Raw genomic sequence first — 15,078 nt, 5'->3', positions numbered from 1 at the left:
CCGCCGTTTTGTTTCCGGAGTTGGACTTGACCAACTCCGGGGGCGCGATATTTAATAGATAGATCAATCAGTCTATTAATTGAATCCCACGCGACATGCGCAAAATCGACCCCGCCCGGCAGCAGGAGCGGCGCCGCCAGATCCTGGCCGCCGCCGCCGAGTGCTTCGCCGAAAACGGCTTCCATGCCACCTCGACCGCGCAGATCTGCGCGCGCGCGGCGATGAGCCCGGGCAACCTGTTCCACTACTACGCCAGCAAGGCCGAGATCATCGAGGCGCTGATCGCATCCGACACCGACACGCTGCGCGAACACCGCCAGGCCGGCGGCGGCGCCGGCGATGCGCGCGCCGCCCTGGTCGGCTGGGTCGACCAGAACCTGGCGCAGTACCGCGATCCGGGCTTTGTCCGCCTGGGCATGGAGATCCTGGCCGAGGCGGTGCGCAATCCGCGGGTACACGCGCTGGTCATGGCGAACGAAAGCGAACGCAAGGCGTCGCTGACGGCGCTGCTGGCGGCGGTCTGGCAGGGCCTGCCGCCGGACGCCATGCCGCGGCCCGTGGCGGAAATGGCCGACCTGCTGTTGCTGCTGCTGGACGGCATCTACAGCCGGTCGGTGGTGGATCCGCGGTTCGACGCGGCCGCCGGCGGGCGGCTGCTCGACGCGGCGTTGCAGGGCTGCCTGCCGCCCGCGCCCGGCGCGGCGGGAGCGCGGCCATGAACGCCGCCGAAAACGCCTTCGTCGGCGCCGCCACGGCCGCGCCGCCGCGCCTGGCCCAGGTCGACGCGCTGCGCGGCTTCGCGCTGTTCGGCATCCTGGTCGTCAACATCGGCGTGTTCGCGTCGCCGTTCTACGCCAACGGCATCACCGACCCCGCCTTCTCGGGGCCGTGGGACGTGGCGGTGCGCTGGCTGGTGGCGTGGCTGTTCGAGACCAAGTTCTACCTGCTGTTCTCGTTCCTGTTCGGCTATAGCTTCACCTTGCAGATGAGCGCGGCCGAACGCGGCGGCGCCGCCTTTGGGCCGCGCTTCCTGCGGCGCCTGGCCGGCCTGGCGCTGCTGGGGCTGGCGCACGCGGTGCTGTTCTACCAGGGCGACATCCTGCTGACCTATGCCTTGCTGGGGTTGGCGCTGATGGCCTGCCGCCGCATGGAGCCGGGCCGCGCCTTGCGCCGCGCGCTCTGGCTGATCGGGCTGGCGTCGCTGGCGTGGGCCCTGCTGGCGGCGTTGAGCCTGCTGGACCCCGTCGGCACCGTCGAGTTGAGCCGCGCCGCCAGCGTGGTCTCCGCGGCCGATTCGCAGGCCGCCATCGACGCCTATCGCGGCACGATCGCCAGCACCATCGCCCGCCACTGGTACGAACTGACCAGCAGCATCTGGGGCGTGATCCTGCTGGTGCAGGGACCGTTCGTCTTCGCCATGTTCCTGGTTGGCTATGCGCTGGGCCGGCGTCAGGCGCTGGCCGATCCGTGGCGCCAGCCGCGGGCGCTGTGGCTGCTGTGCGCGCTGGGAGCGTTGCCCGGGCTGGCCGGGTCCGCCGCCTATGCGACCACCGCCTTGCCGTCGATGTCCCCGTTGTGGGAAACCCCGGGCCTGGCCATGGATCTGTTCACGGCGCCGCTGTTGAGCATGTCGTACGCCGCGGCCTTGCTGTTGGCGATGCGCACGCGGCCGGGCGCCGCGCTGGCGCGCACGCTGGCGCCGGCCGGCCGCATGGCCCTGAGCAACTACCTGATGCAATCGGCGCTGTGCGCCTTCCTCTTCACCGGCTGGGGCCTGCGCCTGACGGGCAGCGTGTCGCCGGGCGCGGCGCTGGTGATCGCCGTGGCGATCTTCCTGGCGCAGTTGCCGTTGTCGGCGTGGTGGTTGCGCCGCCACGCCTACGGCCCGGTCGAATGGCTGCTGCGCGCCCTGACCATCGGCGCCTGGCCCGCGTGGCGCCGTCCGTCGCCGGGGCAGGCCGGCTAGCGCCGGCCGCGGCGGTTCAGCGGCCGCTGTCGGCGATGGCGGCGTCGATGGCGCCGGCCAGGCGGTCGGTCAACTGGTCCAGCTCGTCGTCCGTGATGATGAAGGGCGGGGCCAGCAGCACGTGGTCGCCCTGGCGGCCATCGATGGTGCCGCCCATCGGATAGACCATCAGGCCGCGCGCCATGGCTTCGCGCTTGATGCGCGCATGCAACGACAGGGCCGGGTCGAAGGTCGCCTTGCTGGCGCGGTCCTGCACCAGCTCCACGCCCATGAACAGCCCGCGGCCGCGGATATCGCCGACGTGCGGATGGTCGCCCAGCGCCTGCCGCAGGCGCTGGCACAGCCCGTCGCCCTGGGCGCGCACGCGCGCCAGCAGGTTGTCGCGCTTGATCACCTGCTGCACCGCCAGCGAGGCCGCGCACGCGGTGGCGTGGCCCAGGTAGGTGTGGCCGTGCTGGAAGAAGCCGCTGCCTTGCTGCATCGCCTGCACGATGCGTTCCTGCGCCATGACCGCGCCGATCGGCTGGTAGCCGCCGCCCAGGCCCTTGGCGATGGTGATCAGGTCGGGCGTGATGCCTTCCTGCTCGACGGCGTACAAGGTGCCGGTGCGGCCCATGCCGCACATGACCTCGTCGGCGATCAGCAGCACGCCGTGGCGGTCGCAGACCTCGCGGATGCGGCGGAAGTAGCCCGGCACCGCAGTCACCGCGCCCGAGGTCGCGCCCACCACCGGCTCGGCGACGAAGGCCATCACGCTGTCGGGGCCGAGGCGCTGGAAGGTCTGCTCCAATTCCTGCGCCAGGCGTTCGGCGTATTGCTCATCGGTTTCGCCAGCCGCCTGGTCGCGGTAGGCATAGCAGGGTGACACGTGCGCCACGTCGATCAGCAGCGGCGCGAACTGCGCCCGGCGCCAGGCGTTGCCGCCCACCGCCAGCGCGCCCATGGTGTTGCCGTGATAGCTCTGGCGCCGCGCCACGATGTGGCGGCGCTGCGGCTGGCCGATCTCGACGTAGTACTGGCGCGCCATCTTCAGCGCGGCCTCGATCGCCTCCGAGCCGCCCGAGACGAAGTACGCATGCGAGGTGCCGGCCGGCGCGTCGGCGACCAGCGTCGCGGCCAGTTGCTCGGCGACCTCGGTGGTGAAGAAGCTGGTGTGGGCATACGCCAGCGCGTCGATCTGCGCGTGCATCGCCGCCTGCACGTCCGGATGGTTGTGCCCCAGGCACGAGACCGCGGCGCCGCCGGAGCCATCCAGGTAGGCGCGGCCCGCCTGGTCGTAGAGCCAGGCGCCCTGGCCGCGGACCGCGACCGGGGGCGTGCTGCGCAGGGAGCGGTGGAGAACGTGGGTACTGGTCATGGCGTGGAACTCCGCGGAAGGCGTGGGGAAGGGGAAAGGGCGATTCAACCGGGGTGATTCATTCGGATCGCGGCGCGCGGCCGCGCTTGGGCGGCGCGTCCTGCCAGTAGGCGCCGTCCGCCTGCAGGCGGGCATCGATTTCGGCCAGGCGCTGCAGCACCTCGTCGCCGCCGCGGGCCGCCAGCCGCGCGATCAGGTGTTCGGCCAGTCCCAGCAGGCCCGCGGTGCTGTGGAAGAACGAGCCGGGGCCGCGCAGCGCCGGCGCGTCCGGGCCGGGCTCGTCGGCGCGGGCGAAGCGCAGCACGTGGCCGGCCGTCCGCGCCACGGGATTGTCGGCGCTGTCGGTCAGCGCCAGCACGGTGACGCCGCGCGCGGCGATCTGACGGGTCAGGCGCACCGTGGCCGTGGGGTAGGGGGCTTGCGACACCACCACCAGCGCATCGCCTGGCTGCAGGCTGTCGGCGTCTTCGGCCGCGGCCCCGCCCAGGCCGTCGATCAACAGGCCGTTGCGGCGTATGAGGTGGTAGGCGTAGCGCATCTGGAAGGCGATGCCGAAGGCCGAGCGCGTGCCCAGGAAGCCGACCTGGCGGGCGCGCAGCAGCGCGTCGACGGCCGCGTCGAAGGCGGCGGCGTCATTGGCCTGCCAGATCGAGGCCAGCGCCGCGGTCTGCAGGTCGGTGAGCGCGTCGTGTCCGTCGCCGCCGGCCTGGCGCGCGTGCGAGGCCTGCAAGCGCGCGGCGCGCTGCCGCAGGCCGTCCTCGGCGCCGCCGGCCAGCGCGCGCTGGAACGGGGCGCGGAACGCCTCGTAGCTGTCATGGCCCGCGGCGCGGGCCAGCCGCAGCATGGTGGCGGGCGACACGCCCACCGCCTGCGCCTGGCGCCGCATCGACCACAGCCCCACTTCGGCTGGATGGGCCAATACCCAATGCGCGGCGCGCTGCAGTTCGGCGGGCAACGTCGCGCTGAGATGGCGCAGGTGGTCTTGCAGGGGAGCGATCACGGTGGCGGAGCGGGCAAGTCGTTTTCTATAAAACAAATGCTACATCTATATTGAATGGAAAAACAGTTGTTTTATTTGCGGATCGTAGGGCAACTCCGACATATCGTAACGACGCCGCCCTCCTGGGAAGCCCCTGGCGACATGACGGCGGATAGCGCGGAAATGATTACAAAATGGCCGGTGATCGGGTTTGACACAGGGATAGGTCACCCATATCATTCGTATAGAAATCAATTTAGCTGAACTAATTCAGTCATGAATAAACAGACCGTAACCGACCCCGCGCAGCAATATGACCTGCGCATCCTGCGGGCACTGCGCCGGATCACGCGATCCATCGCGTTGCACTCGCGCCAGCTGTCCGCCGTGAGCCACATCACCGCGCCGCAGCTGATGTGCCTGCGCACGGTCATCGCCAACGGTCCGCTGACGGCCACGGCGATCAGCCGCGAGATCCATGTCAGCCCCAGCACGGTCGTCGGCATTCTCGACCGCCTGGAAGACAAGGGCCTGATCCGCCGCGAGCGCGGCCGCGAAGACCGCCGCATCGTCTTCGTGACCGCCACCGACGCCGGCCGCGAGGTCGCGCAGCAGGCGCCGTCGCCGCTGCAAAAGCATCTGGCCGACGCGCTCAACGCGTTGCCGGAGCTGGAGCAGGCCACCATCACCCTGTCGCTCGAGCGCATCGTGGCGCTCATGGAAGAAGAGAGCGGGGTCGCGACGGAAACCCAGGGCGACGTATCGTCGCCCATCCTCGAGGTGCCCACGGGTGGCGCGCCTCCCGAATCAGGATTGGTTGTATGAGAGCAAACGAACTGAACGACACCACTACGAACTCAAGTGCCGTGGCGCCGGCGGCGGGCAGCAAAACGCATCTGTTGCGTGAGCCCCGCCGCAAGGACGGCGCCGCGATCCACCAGCTCATTGCCGAGTGCCCGCCACTCGACCTCAATTCTCTATACGCGTACCTGCTCCTGTGCGAGCACAACCGCGGCACCTGCGTCCTGGCCGAAAGCGCCGGAGGACGCATCGATGGATTTATCTCCGCTTACGTGCTTGCCGACCGGCCCGACGTGTTGTTCGTCTGGCAGGTCGCCGTGCACACCCGCGCACGCGGCCAACGGTTAGGCCGCGCCATGCTTCGGGCGCTCTTGCAACGCGAGGGGCTCGCGCATGTTCGTCATCTTGAAACCACGGTGGCGCCTGACAACCAGGCATCGCGCCGCACCTTTGCCGGCCTCGCCGGCGAGCTGGGCGCCCACGTCTCCGAGCAGCCGTTCTTCGACCGGCAGCTTTTCGGCGGCGCGGACCATGACGACGAGATGTTGTTGAGGATAGGCCCGTTCACCTTGCCCGCCCCGTAGGCGGCAACGCGGTCCTGTCGAAAACCGGGATGGCTTTGACGCATCCGGATGCGCCCGGCGCGCATGCGGAAGGGATCTGGCCGTCTGTCAACTTATGAGATGAAAGGGAGGATTAATCACATGGACTTGAAAATCTTCGACCGGATGGAGTCGGAAGTACGGGGCTATATCCGGTCGTTTCCCGTGATATTCAGCCAGGCCAGGGGATCGACGCTGGTGGATGAGGACGGTGGCGAATACATCGACTTCTTCAGCGGCGCCGGCACGTTGAACTACGGCCACAACAATCCCATTCTCAAGGAAAAGCTGCTCGAGTACGTGCAGGCCGACGGCGTGGTGCATGGCCTGGACATGGCCACCAGCGCCAAGAAAAGCTTCCTCGAGGCGGTCGACCGCGTGCTGCTCAAGCCGCGCAACTGGCAATACACCCTGCAGTTCACCGGCCCCACCGGCACCAACGCGGTCGAGGCGGCGCTCAAGATCGCGCGCCAGGTGAAGGGGCGCCCCAATGTGATTTCCTTCACGCATGGCTTTCACGGCGTCAGCGGCGGCTCGCTGGCGGTGACCGCCAACATGAAGTTCCGCGATGCCTCCGGCTACCCGCTGGCCAACACCACCTTCATGCCCTATGACGGCTACTTCGGCCCGGACGTGGACACCATGGCCTACCTGGAGCGCATGCTGGAAGATCCCAGCAGCGGCATGGACAAGCCCGCCGCCGTCATCGTCGAGACGGTGCAGGGCGAGGGCGGCGTCAACGTCGCCACGCTGCGCTGGCTCAAGGAACTGGACAAGCTCTGCAAGCGCCACGACATGCTGCTGATCGTGGACGACATCCAGGTCGGCTGCGGCCGCACCGGCACCTTCTTCAGCTTCGAGGCCGCGGGCATCCGCCCTGACATCATCACGCTGTCCAAGTCGCTGTCGGGCTTCGGCCTGCCGATGTCGCTGGTGCTGATGAAGCCCGAGCTCGACGTCTGGAAACCCGGCGCCCACAGCGGCACCTTCCGCGGCAACAACCTGGCGTTCGTCACCGCCACCCAGGCGCTGGAAACCTACTGGGCCAACACCGCGTTCACCGCCGAGATCCAGCGCAAGGAGCGCCTGGTGCGCGACTGGCTGGAAAACCTGGTGCACAGCTATCCCAACGCCGGCCTGTCGGTGCGCGGCCGCGGCCTGATCCAGGGCCTGGTCAGCAACGCCACCCCGGCGCTGTCCAACCGCATCGCCGCCAACGCCTTCAAGCGCGGCGTGGTCATCGAGACCTCGGGCGCGCACGACGAAGTGCTCAAGCTGCTGCCGGCCCTGACCATCGAGGAAGACCTGCTGTCCAAGGGCCTGGACGTGATCGAGGCGAGCGTGGCCGACGCGCTGGCCGAAGAGGGGCAGTCCGCCCGCATCCTGAAATTTGGAGGAAAACGTCAATGATCGTACGCAATGTCAAAGATGTGATCGGCACCGCCGACGAAGTCCGCACCGACACCTGGGTCAGCCGCCGCGTGCTGCTCAAGAAGGACGGGATGGGCTTTTCCTTCCACGAGACCACCATCTTCCCGGGCGGCCGCACCCACATCCACTACAAGAACCACCTGGAAGCGGTGTGGTGCATCGAGGGCGACGGCTCCATCGAGACGATTGCCGACGGCAAGAAGTACGAGCTGGGCCCCGGCGTGGTCTACGCCCTGAACGAGCATGACGAGCACTGGCTGTGCGGCGGCAAGGAGCCGCTGCGCGTCATCTGCGTCTTCAACCCGCCGCTGACCGGCCAGGAAGTGCACGACAAAGAGGGCGTCTACGCCCTGCCTGAAGCCGAAGCCCAAGCGGCCTGATACAAGGAGGTTCGCATGATCTCACCTGCGCAGGATCCGTACGCCTCCCGTACGGATCGAAGTTCCGCCATCATTTCCCGCCAGGATCCGGTGGTCTATGAAGAAGGCAACTACGCCAACGCCCTGAGCGGCGAGCAGATCGGCAGCTACGAGCGCGATGGCTTCCTGCTGCTGGAGGACCTGTTCTCCGACGCCGAAGTGCGGGCGCTGTCGGCCGAGGTCGAGCGCATGACGCGCGACCCGTCGATCATCCGCCGCGAAGAGTCGATCACCGAGCCCGGCAGCAACGCCGTGCGCTCCATTTTCATGGTGCACGTGCTGAACCCCGTGCTGGCGCGCCTGGTGCGTGATCCGCGGCTGGTCAACGTGGCGCGCCAGATCCTGGGGTCCGAGGTCTACATCCACCAGTCCCGCGCCAACATGAAGCCCGGCTTCAAGGGCAAGGAGTTCTACTGGCACTCGGATTTCGAGACCTGGCACGTGGAAGACGGCATGCCGTCGATGCGCGCGCTGAGCTGCTCGGTGCTGCTGACCGAGAACAATGACTGCAACGGCCCGCTGATGCTGGTGCCGGGGTCGCACCGACAGTTCATCTCGTGCGTCGGCGAAACGCCCAACGACCACTACAAGCAGTCGCTCAAGAAGCAGGAGTACGGCGTGCCGGATCCGGTCAGCCTGCAACTGCTGGTCGAGCAGGGCGGCATCCGCACCATGACCGCCAAGGCGGGCTCGGTGGTGTTCTTCGACTGCAACACCATGCACGGCTCCAACAGCAACATCTCGCCGTGGCCGCGCGCCAATGTGTTCATGGTCTACAACAGCATGGAAAACACGCTGGAGCCGCCCAAGTACGGCCTGACCCCGCGTCCCGAGCACATCGCCACGCGCAAGGCGTTCAAGGCGGTGACGCCGCTGGATACGCTCAAGCTGGTCGGCGGCTGACGCGTCACGGCGGGGGCGGTGTGGCGCCGTCCCTCGCACGCCACTCAAGCCCAGGCCCCCGGCCTGGGCTTTTCGCTGGCCATCCGCTATGCTCTGGCTCCCCGCCACGCCCGCATCCGCCGCCATGTCCGCCCGCATCCTCAGCCTGCATATCTACCCGGTCAAATCCTGCGCCGGCATCGACCTGGCCGAATCGCCGGTGGACCGCGCCGGGCTGGCGCACGATCGCCGCTGGATGCTGGTGTCGGCCGACGGCCAGTTCATGACGCAGCGCCAGTGGTCCGCCATGGCGCTGATCCGCACGGCGCTCACCGCCGACGCGCTGCGCCTGTCGGCGCCCGGCATGCCCGACCTGGAGGTGCCGCTGGATGGATCGGCCCTGCAGCCGGGCGTGGAGACGGTCGGCGTCTGGAAGGACACGCTCGACGCGCGCCGCGAAAGCGAGGCCGCGGCGCAATGGTGTTCCGATTTTCTCAAGACGCCTTGCCGTCTGTACAAGGTGGATGCCGCGGCGGCGCGGCCCGCCAAGCCCGAATGGGTGGACAAGTGGACCGCCGGCCATCCCGACCTGGCCGACGTGTTCGGGGGCGATCATTTCTTCGGCTTCGCCGACGGCTTTCCGCTGCTGGTGGCGAACCAGGCCTCGCTGGACGACCTGAACGCCCGCCTGCGGGCCAAGGGCGTGGCGCCGGTGCCGATGGACCGTTTCCGGCCCAACATCGTGGTGCAGGGCGAGTGGGAGGCCTTCGAGGAAGACCACACCGCCATGATCACGACCGGCGCGGTCAGCATGGCGTTCGTCAAGCCGTGCACGCGCTGCTCGATTCCCGACATCGACCAGCGCACCGCCGTGCAGCACGACGAGCCCGGCCGCACGCTGGCGGGCTACCGCAATCTGGATATCGGCGTGGTGTTCGGCCAGAACGCCATTGTCGACGCGCCGGCCGGCGCGCGCCTGAAGGTGGGCGACGGGGTCGAGATCGAACTGGATTTCTAGCCCGCCGCGCCCCGGCGCGAGGCCGGGGCCGTGGGAATCAGGCGTCCAACCCTCAGGCCGACGACAGCTTCAGGCCGACCAGGCCCAGCACGATCAGCGTGACGCTGGCGATGCGCAGCCAGCTGATGGATTCCCCGAACAGGATGATGCCGGCCACGAAGGCGCCGACGGTGCCGATGCCGACCCACACCGCGTAGGCGGTGCCCAGCGGCAGCGTCTTCATGGCCAGCGCCAGCAGCCAGAAGCTGATGAGCATGCCGCCCACCGTCACCAGGGACGGCATCAGGCGCGTGAAGCCATGGGTGTATTTGAGGCCGACGGCCCAGACGATTTCGAACAGGCCGGCCAGCACAAGGATGATCCAGGTCATGACGACTCCTACTTGAGAGGGGTCGTCCCCGGATTGATGCGTTGCCGGCAATGGCCAATGCCGCCGTTGCCGATGGCAAATGCCGCCATGTGGCGGCGGACGCAGCAACGGGCCGTCCCGTCGCGGCAAAAATTATAGAATACCGGCTTCCGACGGCAAAACCGGGTGTCGTCGGGCTGCATGCCCGCAGGTGCGCGCCATCCGCGGGTGTTTTCACATTTATCGCATCACTTCGCGTTCCGGCACGCGAAACCAGGATATTCCCATCATGCAACGCATCATGCTGCGGGCAAAGCTGCACCGCGTCACGGTCACCGAAGCCGACCTCCACTACGAGGGTTCTTGCGGCATCGACGAAGACCTGCTGGACGCTGCCGGCATGCGCGAGTTCGAACGCATCGAGCTCTACAACATCAACAATGGCGAACGCTTCGATACCTACATCATCAAGGCGGCCCGCGGCAGCGGCATCATCTCGCTCAATGGCGCGGCCGCGCGCCGGGCGCAGGTCGGCGACCTGATGATCATCTGCACCTACGGTCCGATGTCGGAAGAGCAATCCGCCACCCACAAGCCGCAGGTCGTGCTGGTGGACGACGCCAACCGCGTCAAGGAAATCCGCAAGTTCCCGGCCTGAGGCCGGGCCGGGCGGCGCGCCGCGTGGCGCGCCGTCAACCCTGATCCGTTTCATCATGAGCTTCCAGGTCATCATTCAACCCAGCAAGCATCAATTCCCGGTCGAGCCCGGCCAGACCGTGCTCGACGGCGCCCTGGCCGCGGGCATCGTGCTGCCCTACAGCTGCCGCAACGGCGCCTGCTCCACTTGCAAGGGCAAAGTGGTGTCCGGGGAGTTCGACGCCGGCCAGTACCCCGCGCAGATCCTCTCGCCCGAGGAACTGGCCGACGGCTACACCCTGTTCTGTCAGGCCCGGCCCGCGTCCGACCTGGTGGTCGAGTCCACCGAAGTGCGCCTGGCCAGCGACATCCAGATCCGCAAGCTGCCTTCGCGCGTGCAGACCATGGAGCGCGCGGCGCCGGACGTGACCGTGCTCAAGCTGCAATTGCCCGCCTCGGAGCAGTTCCGCTATTACGCCGGCCAGTACATCGAGGTCATCCTCAAGGACGGCCGCCGCCGCAGCTATTCCATGGCAGGCGCGCCGCACACCGGCAGCCCGCTGGAACTGCACATCCGTCACATGCCGGGCGGCGTCTTCACCGACCACGTGTTCGGCGCCGGCGACACCCAGATGAAAGAGCGCGAGATCCTGCGCCTGGAAGGCCCGTTCGGTTCGTTCTTCCTGCGTGAAGACAGCGACAAGCCGGTCATCCTGCTGGCCAGCGGCACCGGCTTCGCGCCGGTCAAGGCCATCGTCGAGCACATGATCCACAAGAACATCCGCCGTCCGGTCTCGCTGTACTGGGGCGGCCGCCGCCCGCGCGACCTGTACATGGATGAACTGGCGCAGTCGTGGGCCCGCGACCTGCCGGACTTCCGCTACGTGCCGGTGGTGTCGAACGCGCTCGAGGAAGACGGCTGGAACGGCCGCGACGGCTTCGTCCACGAGGCCGTGCTGCAGGACATCCCCGACATGTCGGGCCACCAGGTCTACGCCTGCGGCGCGCCTCCCATGGTCGACGCCGCGCGGCGCGAATTCAGCGCCCAGCGCGGCCTGCCGCCGGAAGAGTTCTACGCCGACGCCTTCACGTCCGAGGCCGACCAGGCGAAGGCCGCGACCTGAATCCAGCAGGGCGGCGCATGATCCGAAAGGGAAGGAATCCGGCCACGGCGGGTTCCTTCCCTTTTTTTGATGGAGTCGGCCGTAGGCGGGGGCGGGGCGGCGGGGTAAACTGCGGTGTCATCTTGGCAGCGGCTTGCCACGGGACGCGGGCATCGTGTCCGCGGGCTCAGTGGGCCGGCAGGGAGCAATGCGGGCATGAAAGTAGCGGTATTGGGTAGCGGCATCATCGGAATCTCCAGCGCCTGGTGGCTCAGCCAGGCGGGCCACGACGTCGTGGTCATCGACCGCTGCACCGGACCCGCCCAGGAAACCAGCCTGGCCAACGGCGCGCAGATCTCCGTCTCCTACGCCGAGCCGTGGGCCAATCCTCAGGCGCCCCTGAAACTGCTCAAGTGGATGTTCCAGGACAACGCGCCGCTGCTGTTCCGCCCGCAGCTGGACTGGCGCCAGTGGATGTGGGGCCTGGCCTTCCTGCGCGAATGCCTGCCGGGCCGGCTGGCGCCGAACATCCGCGCCATGGTCCGCATGGCCGAATACAGCCGCGCCACGCTGCGCGGCATGCGCGCCGAGCTGGGCATCGAATACGACCACCTCGAGCGCGGCATCCTGAATTTCTACCGCGACCAGCACGAATTCGAGAACTCGCAGCGCGCCGCGGGCCTGATGCGCGACTTCGGCGTTGAGCGCCGCGTCGTGTCCACGGACGAGGTCATCGCCATCGAGCCGGCCCTGGCGCCGCATCGCAACACCATCGTCGGCGGCGACTACACCCCCGAGGACGAAAGCGGCGACGTGCACCTGTTCACCGTCGCGCTGGCCGAGCGCTGCGCGCGCGCCGGCGTCGAATTCCGCTACAGCACCCGCGTCACCCGGCTCATCACCCAGGCCGGCGCCGTCAGCGGCGTCGAACTGATCGAGCCCGACGGCCGCTACGGCACCCTGGCGGCCGACGCCTACGTGGTGGCCATGGGCAGCTTCAGCCCGTCGCTGCTGCGTCCGCTCGGCATCCCGTGCAACGTCTATCCGGCCAAGGGCTATTCGGCCACCTTCCCGGTCCTGAACCCCGGCGGCGCGCCCACGGTCAGCCTGACCGACAGCAGCCACAAGGTGGTGTTCTCGCGCCTGGGCGATCGCCTGCGCATGGCCGGCACGGCCGAGCTGTCCGGCTATTCGCGCGGCCTGAACACCGGCCGCTGCGAAGCCATGACGCGGCTGGCCCGCGAACTCTTTCCCGACGCGCTCGATTTCGAGCGCGTCAGCTATTGGTCGGGCCTGCGCCCGTCCACTCCCTCGAACGTGCCCATCATCGGCCGCAGTCACATTCCCAATTTGTATATCAATACCGGACACGGTACTCTCGGCTGGACGATGGGCGTCGGCTCGGGCCGGGCACTGGCCGACCTGCTGAGCGGACGTCGTCCAGAACCGGAATTCCCTTTTCTTGGTCTATGAACCTATGAAGAAATTGCAATTGGCGGGCATTGCCCGCGCGATGTTCGCCAGCCGGCGCACATGGGTCTTTGGCGCCGCCATGGCGGTCGCGGGCGCGGTCCATGCCGCGCCCGTCGAAATCCAGGTCTGGCACACGCTGCCGGACGCCAACAAGGCCGAATTCGAAAAGCTGGCCAAGCAGTACAACAAGGAGCAGGACCAGGTCAAAGTGACCCTGCGCGCCTTCGCCTCGCAGGCGCAACTGCAGCAGGAAGCCACCGCCGCGGTCAAGGCCAAGAAGGCCCCCAACCTGGTGCAGCTGAACGACAACCACTCGCCGGAAGTCGTGGCCGAACACAAGGCCATCCTGCCGATGTACGAATTGCTGGCCAAGTATCCGATCAAGGACCTGAACTGGTTCGTGCCGGCCACCAGCAGCTTCATCCGCGACGGCAAGGGCCGCCTGCTGGCCTTCCCGTGGATGGCCGAAGTGCCGGTGATGTTCTACAACACCGCCGCCTACAAGAAAGCCGGCCTCGATCCCAACAAGCCCGCCCGCACCTGGACCGGCCTGCAGGCCGAGCTGCTGAAGCTGCGCGACGTCGCCGACCTCGACTGTCCCTACGCCTCCAGCGACCAGGTCTCGGTCCACCTGGAAAACCTGGCGCCGGTGAACAACCAGCTGTACACCAGCAACAACAACGGCCTGGACGCGGTCACCAAGAAGAGCGCGGCGCCGGCGATGCAGTTCGACACGCTCTACATGCGCCACATCTCGCTGATGGTCAGCTGGAAGCGTTCGCTGCTGTTCATGGCGCACACCGCCGACAACAGCGCAGACAAGTTGTTCGCCAAGGGCGAGTGCGCGGTGCTGACCGGCAACTCGGGTTCGTTCGGCCAGTTCCTGAACACCAAGTCGCTGGCCTTCGGCGTGGCGCCGCTGCCTTACTACGACCAGGCCACCCAGACCGGCGGCCAGCCCTTCGTGAGCGGTTCGGCCCTGTGGGCGCTGGATGGCCGTCCGAAGGACGAGGAAAAGGCCACGGCGCAGTTCCTGGCCTGGCTGTCCAAGCCCGTGATCGCGGCGGAATGGCACCAGCGCACCGGCTACCTGCCGCTGACCGAAGCCGCGTTCCGCGCCTCGGACGTGTCGTTCTACAAGAGCATCCCCGGCGCGCAAGCCGTGGTGGCCTCGATGAGCACCCGCCCGGTCGCCAACAGCCGCGGCTTCCGCATGGCCAACTACGACCGCATCGAGCCCGTGTTCAACCAGCAGCTCAACGACGCGCTGGAAGGCAAGACGCCGCCGGTGTCGGCCCTGAACAACGCCGCCAACCAGGCCCGCGCCATCGCCACGCAGCGCTGATCGCAGGCCTCGCCAGGCAGGCGCCGCGGCGCCGCCTGGCTCCCCGAAAGCCCGGTTTCCGAACCGGGCTTTTTTTCATGGGCGCGGCCGGCGGGGAGGGGGGGGCGGCGCGGTTGCGTGGCGCCGGCGTGAGCGGGATCGATTGCTCCCTGCGTACATGCCGATCTGTGAGGATTGCCCGCGCGCCTGCACCATGATGGCGTTGCGGCCCGCTTCCGGGCCGCCGTCTTTGCGAAGGTGGCGCGGATGATACGAAGATTCTTCCTGGCGGCGGGGCTGGCGGGCCTGGCCGGATGCGCGGCGTGGCCGTCCGCGCGGCCGGCCGCCGGCGCGTCCTGGCGGGCGGCCGGGGCCGCGTCGCGGGCGTACGATTTCGATTGGCGGCTGTCCGGCGATCCGGCGGTGGCGCCGATGCAGGTGTTCGACGACGGCCGCGAAACCTGGCTGCAATTCGCGCCGGGCCAGCCGGTGCCGGCCATTTTTGGCGTCGATGCCGCCGGCGAGCGGGTCCTGCCTTATGCGCGGCGCGATCCCTACGTGGTGTTGGCCGGCCGCTGGGACGACCTGGCGTTCCGCGGCGGCCGCCTGGCGGCGCGGGCGCGCCGCGCGTCGTGCCTGCCCCGGGAAGGCCGCGGCGCCTGCGGGTCGTCCCCGACGGTGCAAGGCGCCGACAACCCTCTATAATCAAAGATTCGCCTAAATTCTGCTTCATCCACG

16 protein-coding genes are annotated in these 15,078 nt (G+C 68.1%); 13 read left to right on the top strand and 3 right to left on the bottom strand.

The window, feature by feature from the left end; genetic code table 11:
- Nucleotides 1–95 precede the first annotated feature (95 nt).
- Nucleotides 96–719, top strand: coding sequence for a TetR/AcrR family transcriptional regulator (locus H0523_RS02890; RefSeq protein ID WP_054434240.1), 624 nt, complete (start codon nt 96–98; stop codon nt 717–719).
- Nucleotides 716–1,966: a DUF418 domain-containing protein gene (locus H0523_RS02885; RefSeq protein WP_054434242.1), complete on the top strand. Its 1,251-nt coding sequence runs from the start codon at nt 716–718 to the stop codon at nt 1,964–1,966. The genes H0523_RS02890 and H0523_RS02885 overlap by 4 nt, the downstream gene beginning before the upstream one ends.
- 16 nt (nt 1,967–1,982) lie before the next feature.
- Here H0523_RS02885 and H0523_RS02880 read toward each other — a convergent pair whose 3' ends face one another.
- Nucleotides 1,983–3,323, bottom strand: a complete 1,341-nt coding sequence (locus H0523_RS02880; RefSeq protein WP_054434243.1) for an aspartate aminotransferase family protein — start codon at nt 3,321–3,323, stop codon at nt 1,983–1,985.
- Between the two features lie 58 nt (nt 3,324–3,381).
- Nucleotides 3,382–4,323 carry a MurR/RpiR family transcriptional regulator gene (locus tag H0523_RS02875; protein WP_054434245.1) on the bottom strand — a complete coding sequence of 314 codons (942 nt, stop codon included), beginning with the start codon at nt 4,321–4,323 and terminating at the stop codon, nt 3,382–3,384.
- A 255-nt stretch (nt 4,324–4,578) separates the two neighbouring features.
- On the opposite strand from H0523_RS02875, the gene H0523_RS02870 reads away from it, so the two are divergent.
- From H0523_RS02870 to H0523_RS02845, 6 genes are all read left to right on the top strand, one after another.
- Complete coding sequence (locus H0523_RS02870; protein WP_006387826.1) at nt 4,579–5,127, top strand: MarR family winged helix-turn-helix transcriptional regulator; 549 nt, start codon at nt 4,579–4,581, stop codon at nt 5,125–5,127.
- The gene (gene ectA, locus H0523_RS02865) at nt 5,124–5,687 is read left to right on the top strand and encodes a diaminobutyrate acetyltransferase (protein WP_054434247.1); all 564 of its coding nucleotides are present in this window, start codon (nt 5,124–5,126) and stop codon (nt 5,685–5,687) included. The genes H0523_RS02870 and ectA overlap by 4 nt, the downstream gene beginning before the upstream one ends.
- A gap of 120 nt (nt 5,688–5,807) precedes the next feature.
- Nucleotides 5,808–7,115, top strand: a complete 1,308-nt coding sequence (gene ectB / locus H0523_RS02860) for a diaminobutyrate--2-oxoglutarate transaminase (RefSeq protein WP_054434249.1) — start codon at nt 5,808–5,810, stop codon at nt 7,113–7,115.
- Complete coding sequence (locus H0523_RS02855) at nt 7,112–7,516, top strand: ectoine synthase (protein ID WP_006387829.1); 405 nt, start codon at nt 7,112–7,114, stop codon at nt 7,514–7,516. The genes ectB and H0523_RS02855 overlap by 4 nt, the downstream gene beginning before the upstream one ends.
- Before the next feature lie 15 nt (nt 7,517–7,531).
- Nucleotides 7,532–8,458, top strand: coding sequence for an ectoine hydroxylase (thpD, locus tag H0523_RS02850; protein WP_054434250.1), 927 nt, complete (start codon nt 7,532–7,534; stop codon nt 8,456–8,458).
- A 124-nt stretch (nt 8,459–8,582) separates the two neighbouring features.
- A complete protein-coding gene (locus tag H0523_RS02845; protein ID WP_054434252.1) occupies nt 8,583–9,455 on the top strand; it encodes an MOSC domain-containing protein in 873 nt (290 codons plus the stop codon).
- A 52-nt stretch (nt 9,456–9,507) separates the two neighbouring features.
- On the opposite strand, the gene sugE is transcribed toward H0523_RS02845, so the two are convergent.
- Entirely contained in the window at nt 9,508–9,825 is a 318-nt protein-coding gene (sugE, locus tag H0523_RS02840; RefSeq protein ID WP_054434254.1) for a quaternary ammonium compound efflux SMR transporter SugE, read from the bottom strand.
- Between the two features lie 268 nt (nt 9,826–10,093).
- On the opposite strand from sugE, the gene panD reads away from it, so the two are divergent.
- From panD to H0523_RS02815, 5 genes are all read left to right on the top strand, one after another.
- On the top strand, nt 10,094–10,462 hold the full coding sequence (gene panD, locus H0523_RS02835) for an aspartate 1-decarboxylase (RefSeq protein WP_006393954.1): 369 nt from the start codon (nt 10,094–10,096) through the stop codon (nt 10,460–10,462).
- Nucleotides 10,463–10,517: 55 nt separating this feature from the next.
- The gene (locus H0523_RS02830) at nt 10,518–11,564 is read left to right on the top strand and encodes a CDP-6-deoxy-delta-3,4-glucoseen reductase (RefSeq protein ID WP_054434256.1); all 1,047 of its coding nucleotides are present in this window, start codon (nt 10,518–10,520) and stop codon (nt 11,562–11,564) included.
- Between the two features lie 195 nt (nt 11,565–11,759).
- Nucleotides 11,760–13,016: a D-amino acid dehydrogenase gene (locus tag H0523_RS02825; protein WP_006393956.1), complete on the top strand. Its 1,257-nt coding sequence runs from the start codon at nt 11,760–11,762 to the stop codon at nt 13,014–13,016.
- A 4-nt stretch (nt 13,017–13,020) separates the two neighbouring features.
- The gene (locus H0523_RS02820) at nt 13,021–14,361 is read left to right on the top strand and encodes an extracellular solute-binding protein (RefSeq protein ID WP_054434257.1); all 1,341 of its coding nucleotides are present in this window, start codon (nt 13,021–13,023) and stop codon (nt 14,359–14,361) included.
- 246 nt (nt 14,362–14,607) lie between these two features.
- Nucleotides 14,608–15,045, top strand: a complete 438-nt coding sequence (locus tag H0523_RS02815) for a TrbG/VirB9 family P-type conjugative transfer protein (protein WP_054434313.1) — start codon at nt 14,608–14,610, stop codon at nt 15,043–15,045.
- The last annotated feature ends 33 nt before the right edge of the window (nt 15,046–15,078 follow it).

Origin of the sequence: Achromobacter insuavis (genome assembly GCF_902859645.1) — a bacterium.
GTDB lineage: Bacteria > Pseudomonadota > Gammaproteobacteria > Burkholderiales > Burkholderiaceae_B > Achromobacter > Achromobacter insuavis.
The sequence above is the reverse complement of the archived record's forward strand: the minus strand, read 5'-3'. Positions and strand labels throughout refer to the sequence as shown.

Excerpts from the sequence above, each read along its gene's own strand:
- H0523_RS02825 (WP_006393956.1), top strand. The coding sequence starts at position 11,760 with ATGAAAGTAGCGGTATTGGGTAGCGGCATCATCGGAATCTCCAGCGCC.
- H0523_RS02845 (WP_054434252.1), top strand. The coding sequence starts at position 8,583 with ATGTCCGCCCGCATCCTCAGCCTGCATATCTACCCGGTCAAATCCTGC.
- H0523_RS02870 (WP_006387826.1), top strand. The coding sequence starts at position 4,579 with ATGAATAAACAGACCGTAACCGACCCCGCGCAGCAATATGACCTGCGC.
- H0523_RS02855 (WP_006387829.1), top strand. The coding sequence starts at position 7,112 with ATGATCGTACGCAATGTCAAAGATGTGATCGGCACCGCCGACGAAGTC.
- panD (WP_006393954.1), top strand. The coding sequence starts at position 10,094 with ATGCAACGCATCATGCTGCGGGCAAAGCTGCACCGCGTCACGGTCACC.
- sugE (WP_054434254.1), bottom strand. The coding sequence starts at position 9,825 with ATGACCTGGATCATCCTTGTGCTGGCCGGCCTGTTCGAAATCGTCTGG.
- thpD (WP_054434250.1), top strand. The coding sequence starts at position 7,532 with ATGATCTCACCTGCGCAGGATCCGTACGCCTCCCGTACGGATCGAAGT.
- H0523_RS02885 (WP_054434242.1), top strand. The coding sequence starts at position 716 with ATGAACGCCGCCGAAAACGCCTTCGTCGGCGCCGCCACGGCCGCGCCG.
- H0523_RS02890 (WP_054434240.1), top strand. The coding sequence starts at position 96 with ATGCGCAAAATCGACCCCGCCCGGCAGCAGGAGCGGCGCCGCCAGATC.
- H0523_RS02830 (WP_054434256.1), top strand. The coding sequence starts at position 10,518 with ATGAGCTTCCAGGTCATCATTCAACCCAGCAAGCATCAATTCCCGGTC.
- H0523_RS02880 (WP_054434243.1), bottom strand. The coding sequence starts at position 3,323 with ATGACCAGTACCCACGTTCTCCACCGCTCCCTGCGCAGCACGCCCCCG.
- H0523_RS02815 (WP_054434313.1), top strand. The coding sequence starts at position 14,608 with ATGATACGAAGATTCTTCCTGGCGGCGGGGCTGGCGGGCCTGGCCGGA.
- H0523_RS02820 (WP_054434257.1), top strand. The coding sequence starts at position 13,021 with ATGAAGAAATTGCAATTGGCGGGCATTGCCCGCGCGATGTTCGCCAGC.
- ectB (WP_054434249.1), top strand. The coding sequence starts at position 5,808 with ATGGACTTGAAAATCTTCGACCGGATGGAGTCGGAAGTACGGGGCTAT.
- ectA (WP_054434247.1), top strand. The coding sequence starts at position 5,124 with ATGAGAGCAAACGAACTGAACGACACCACTACGAACTCAAGTGCCGTG.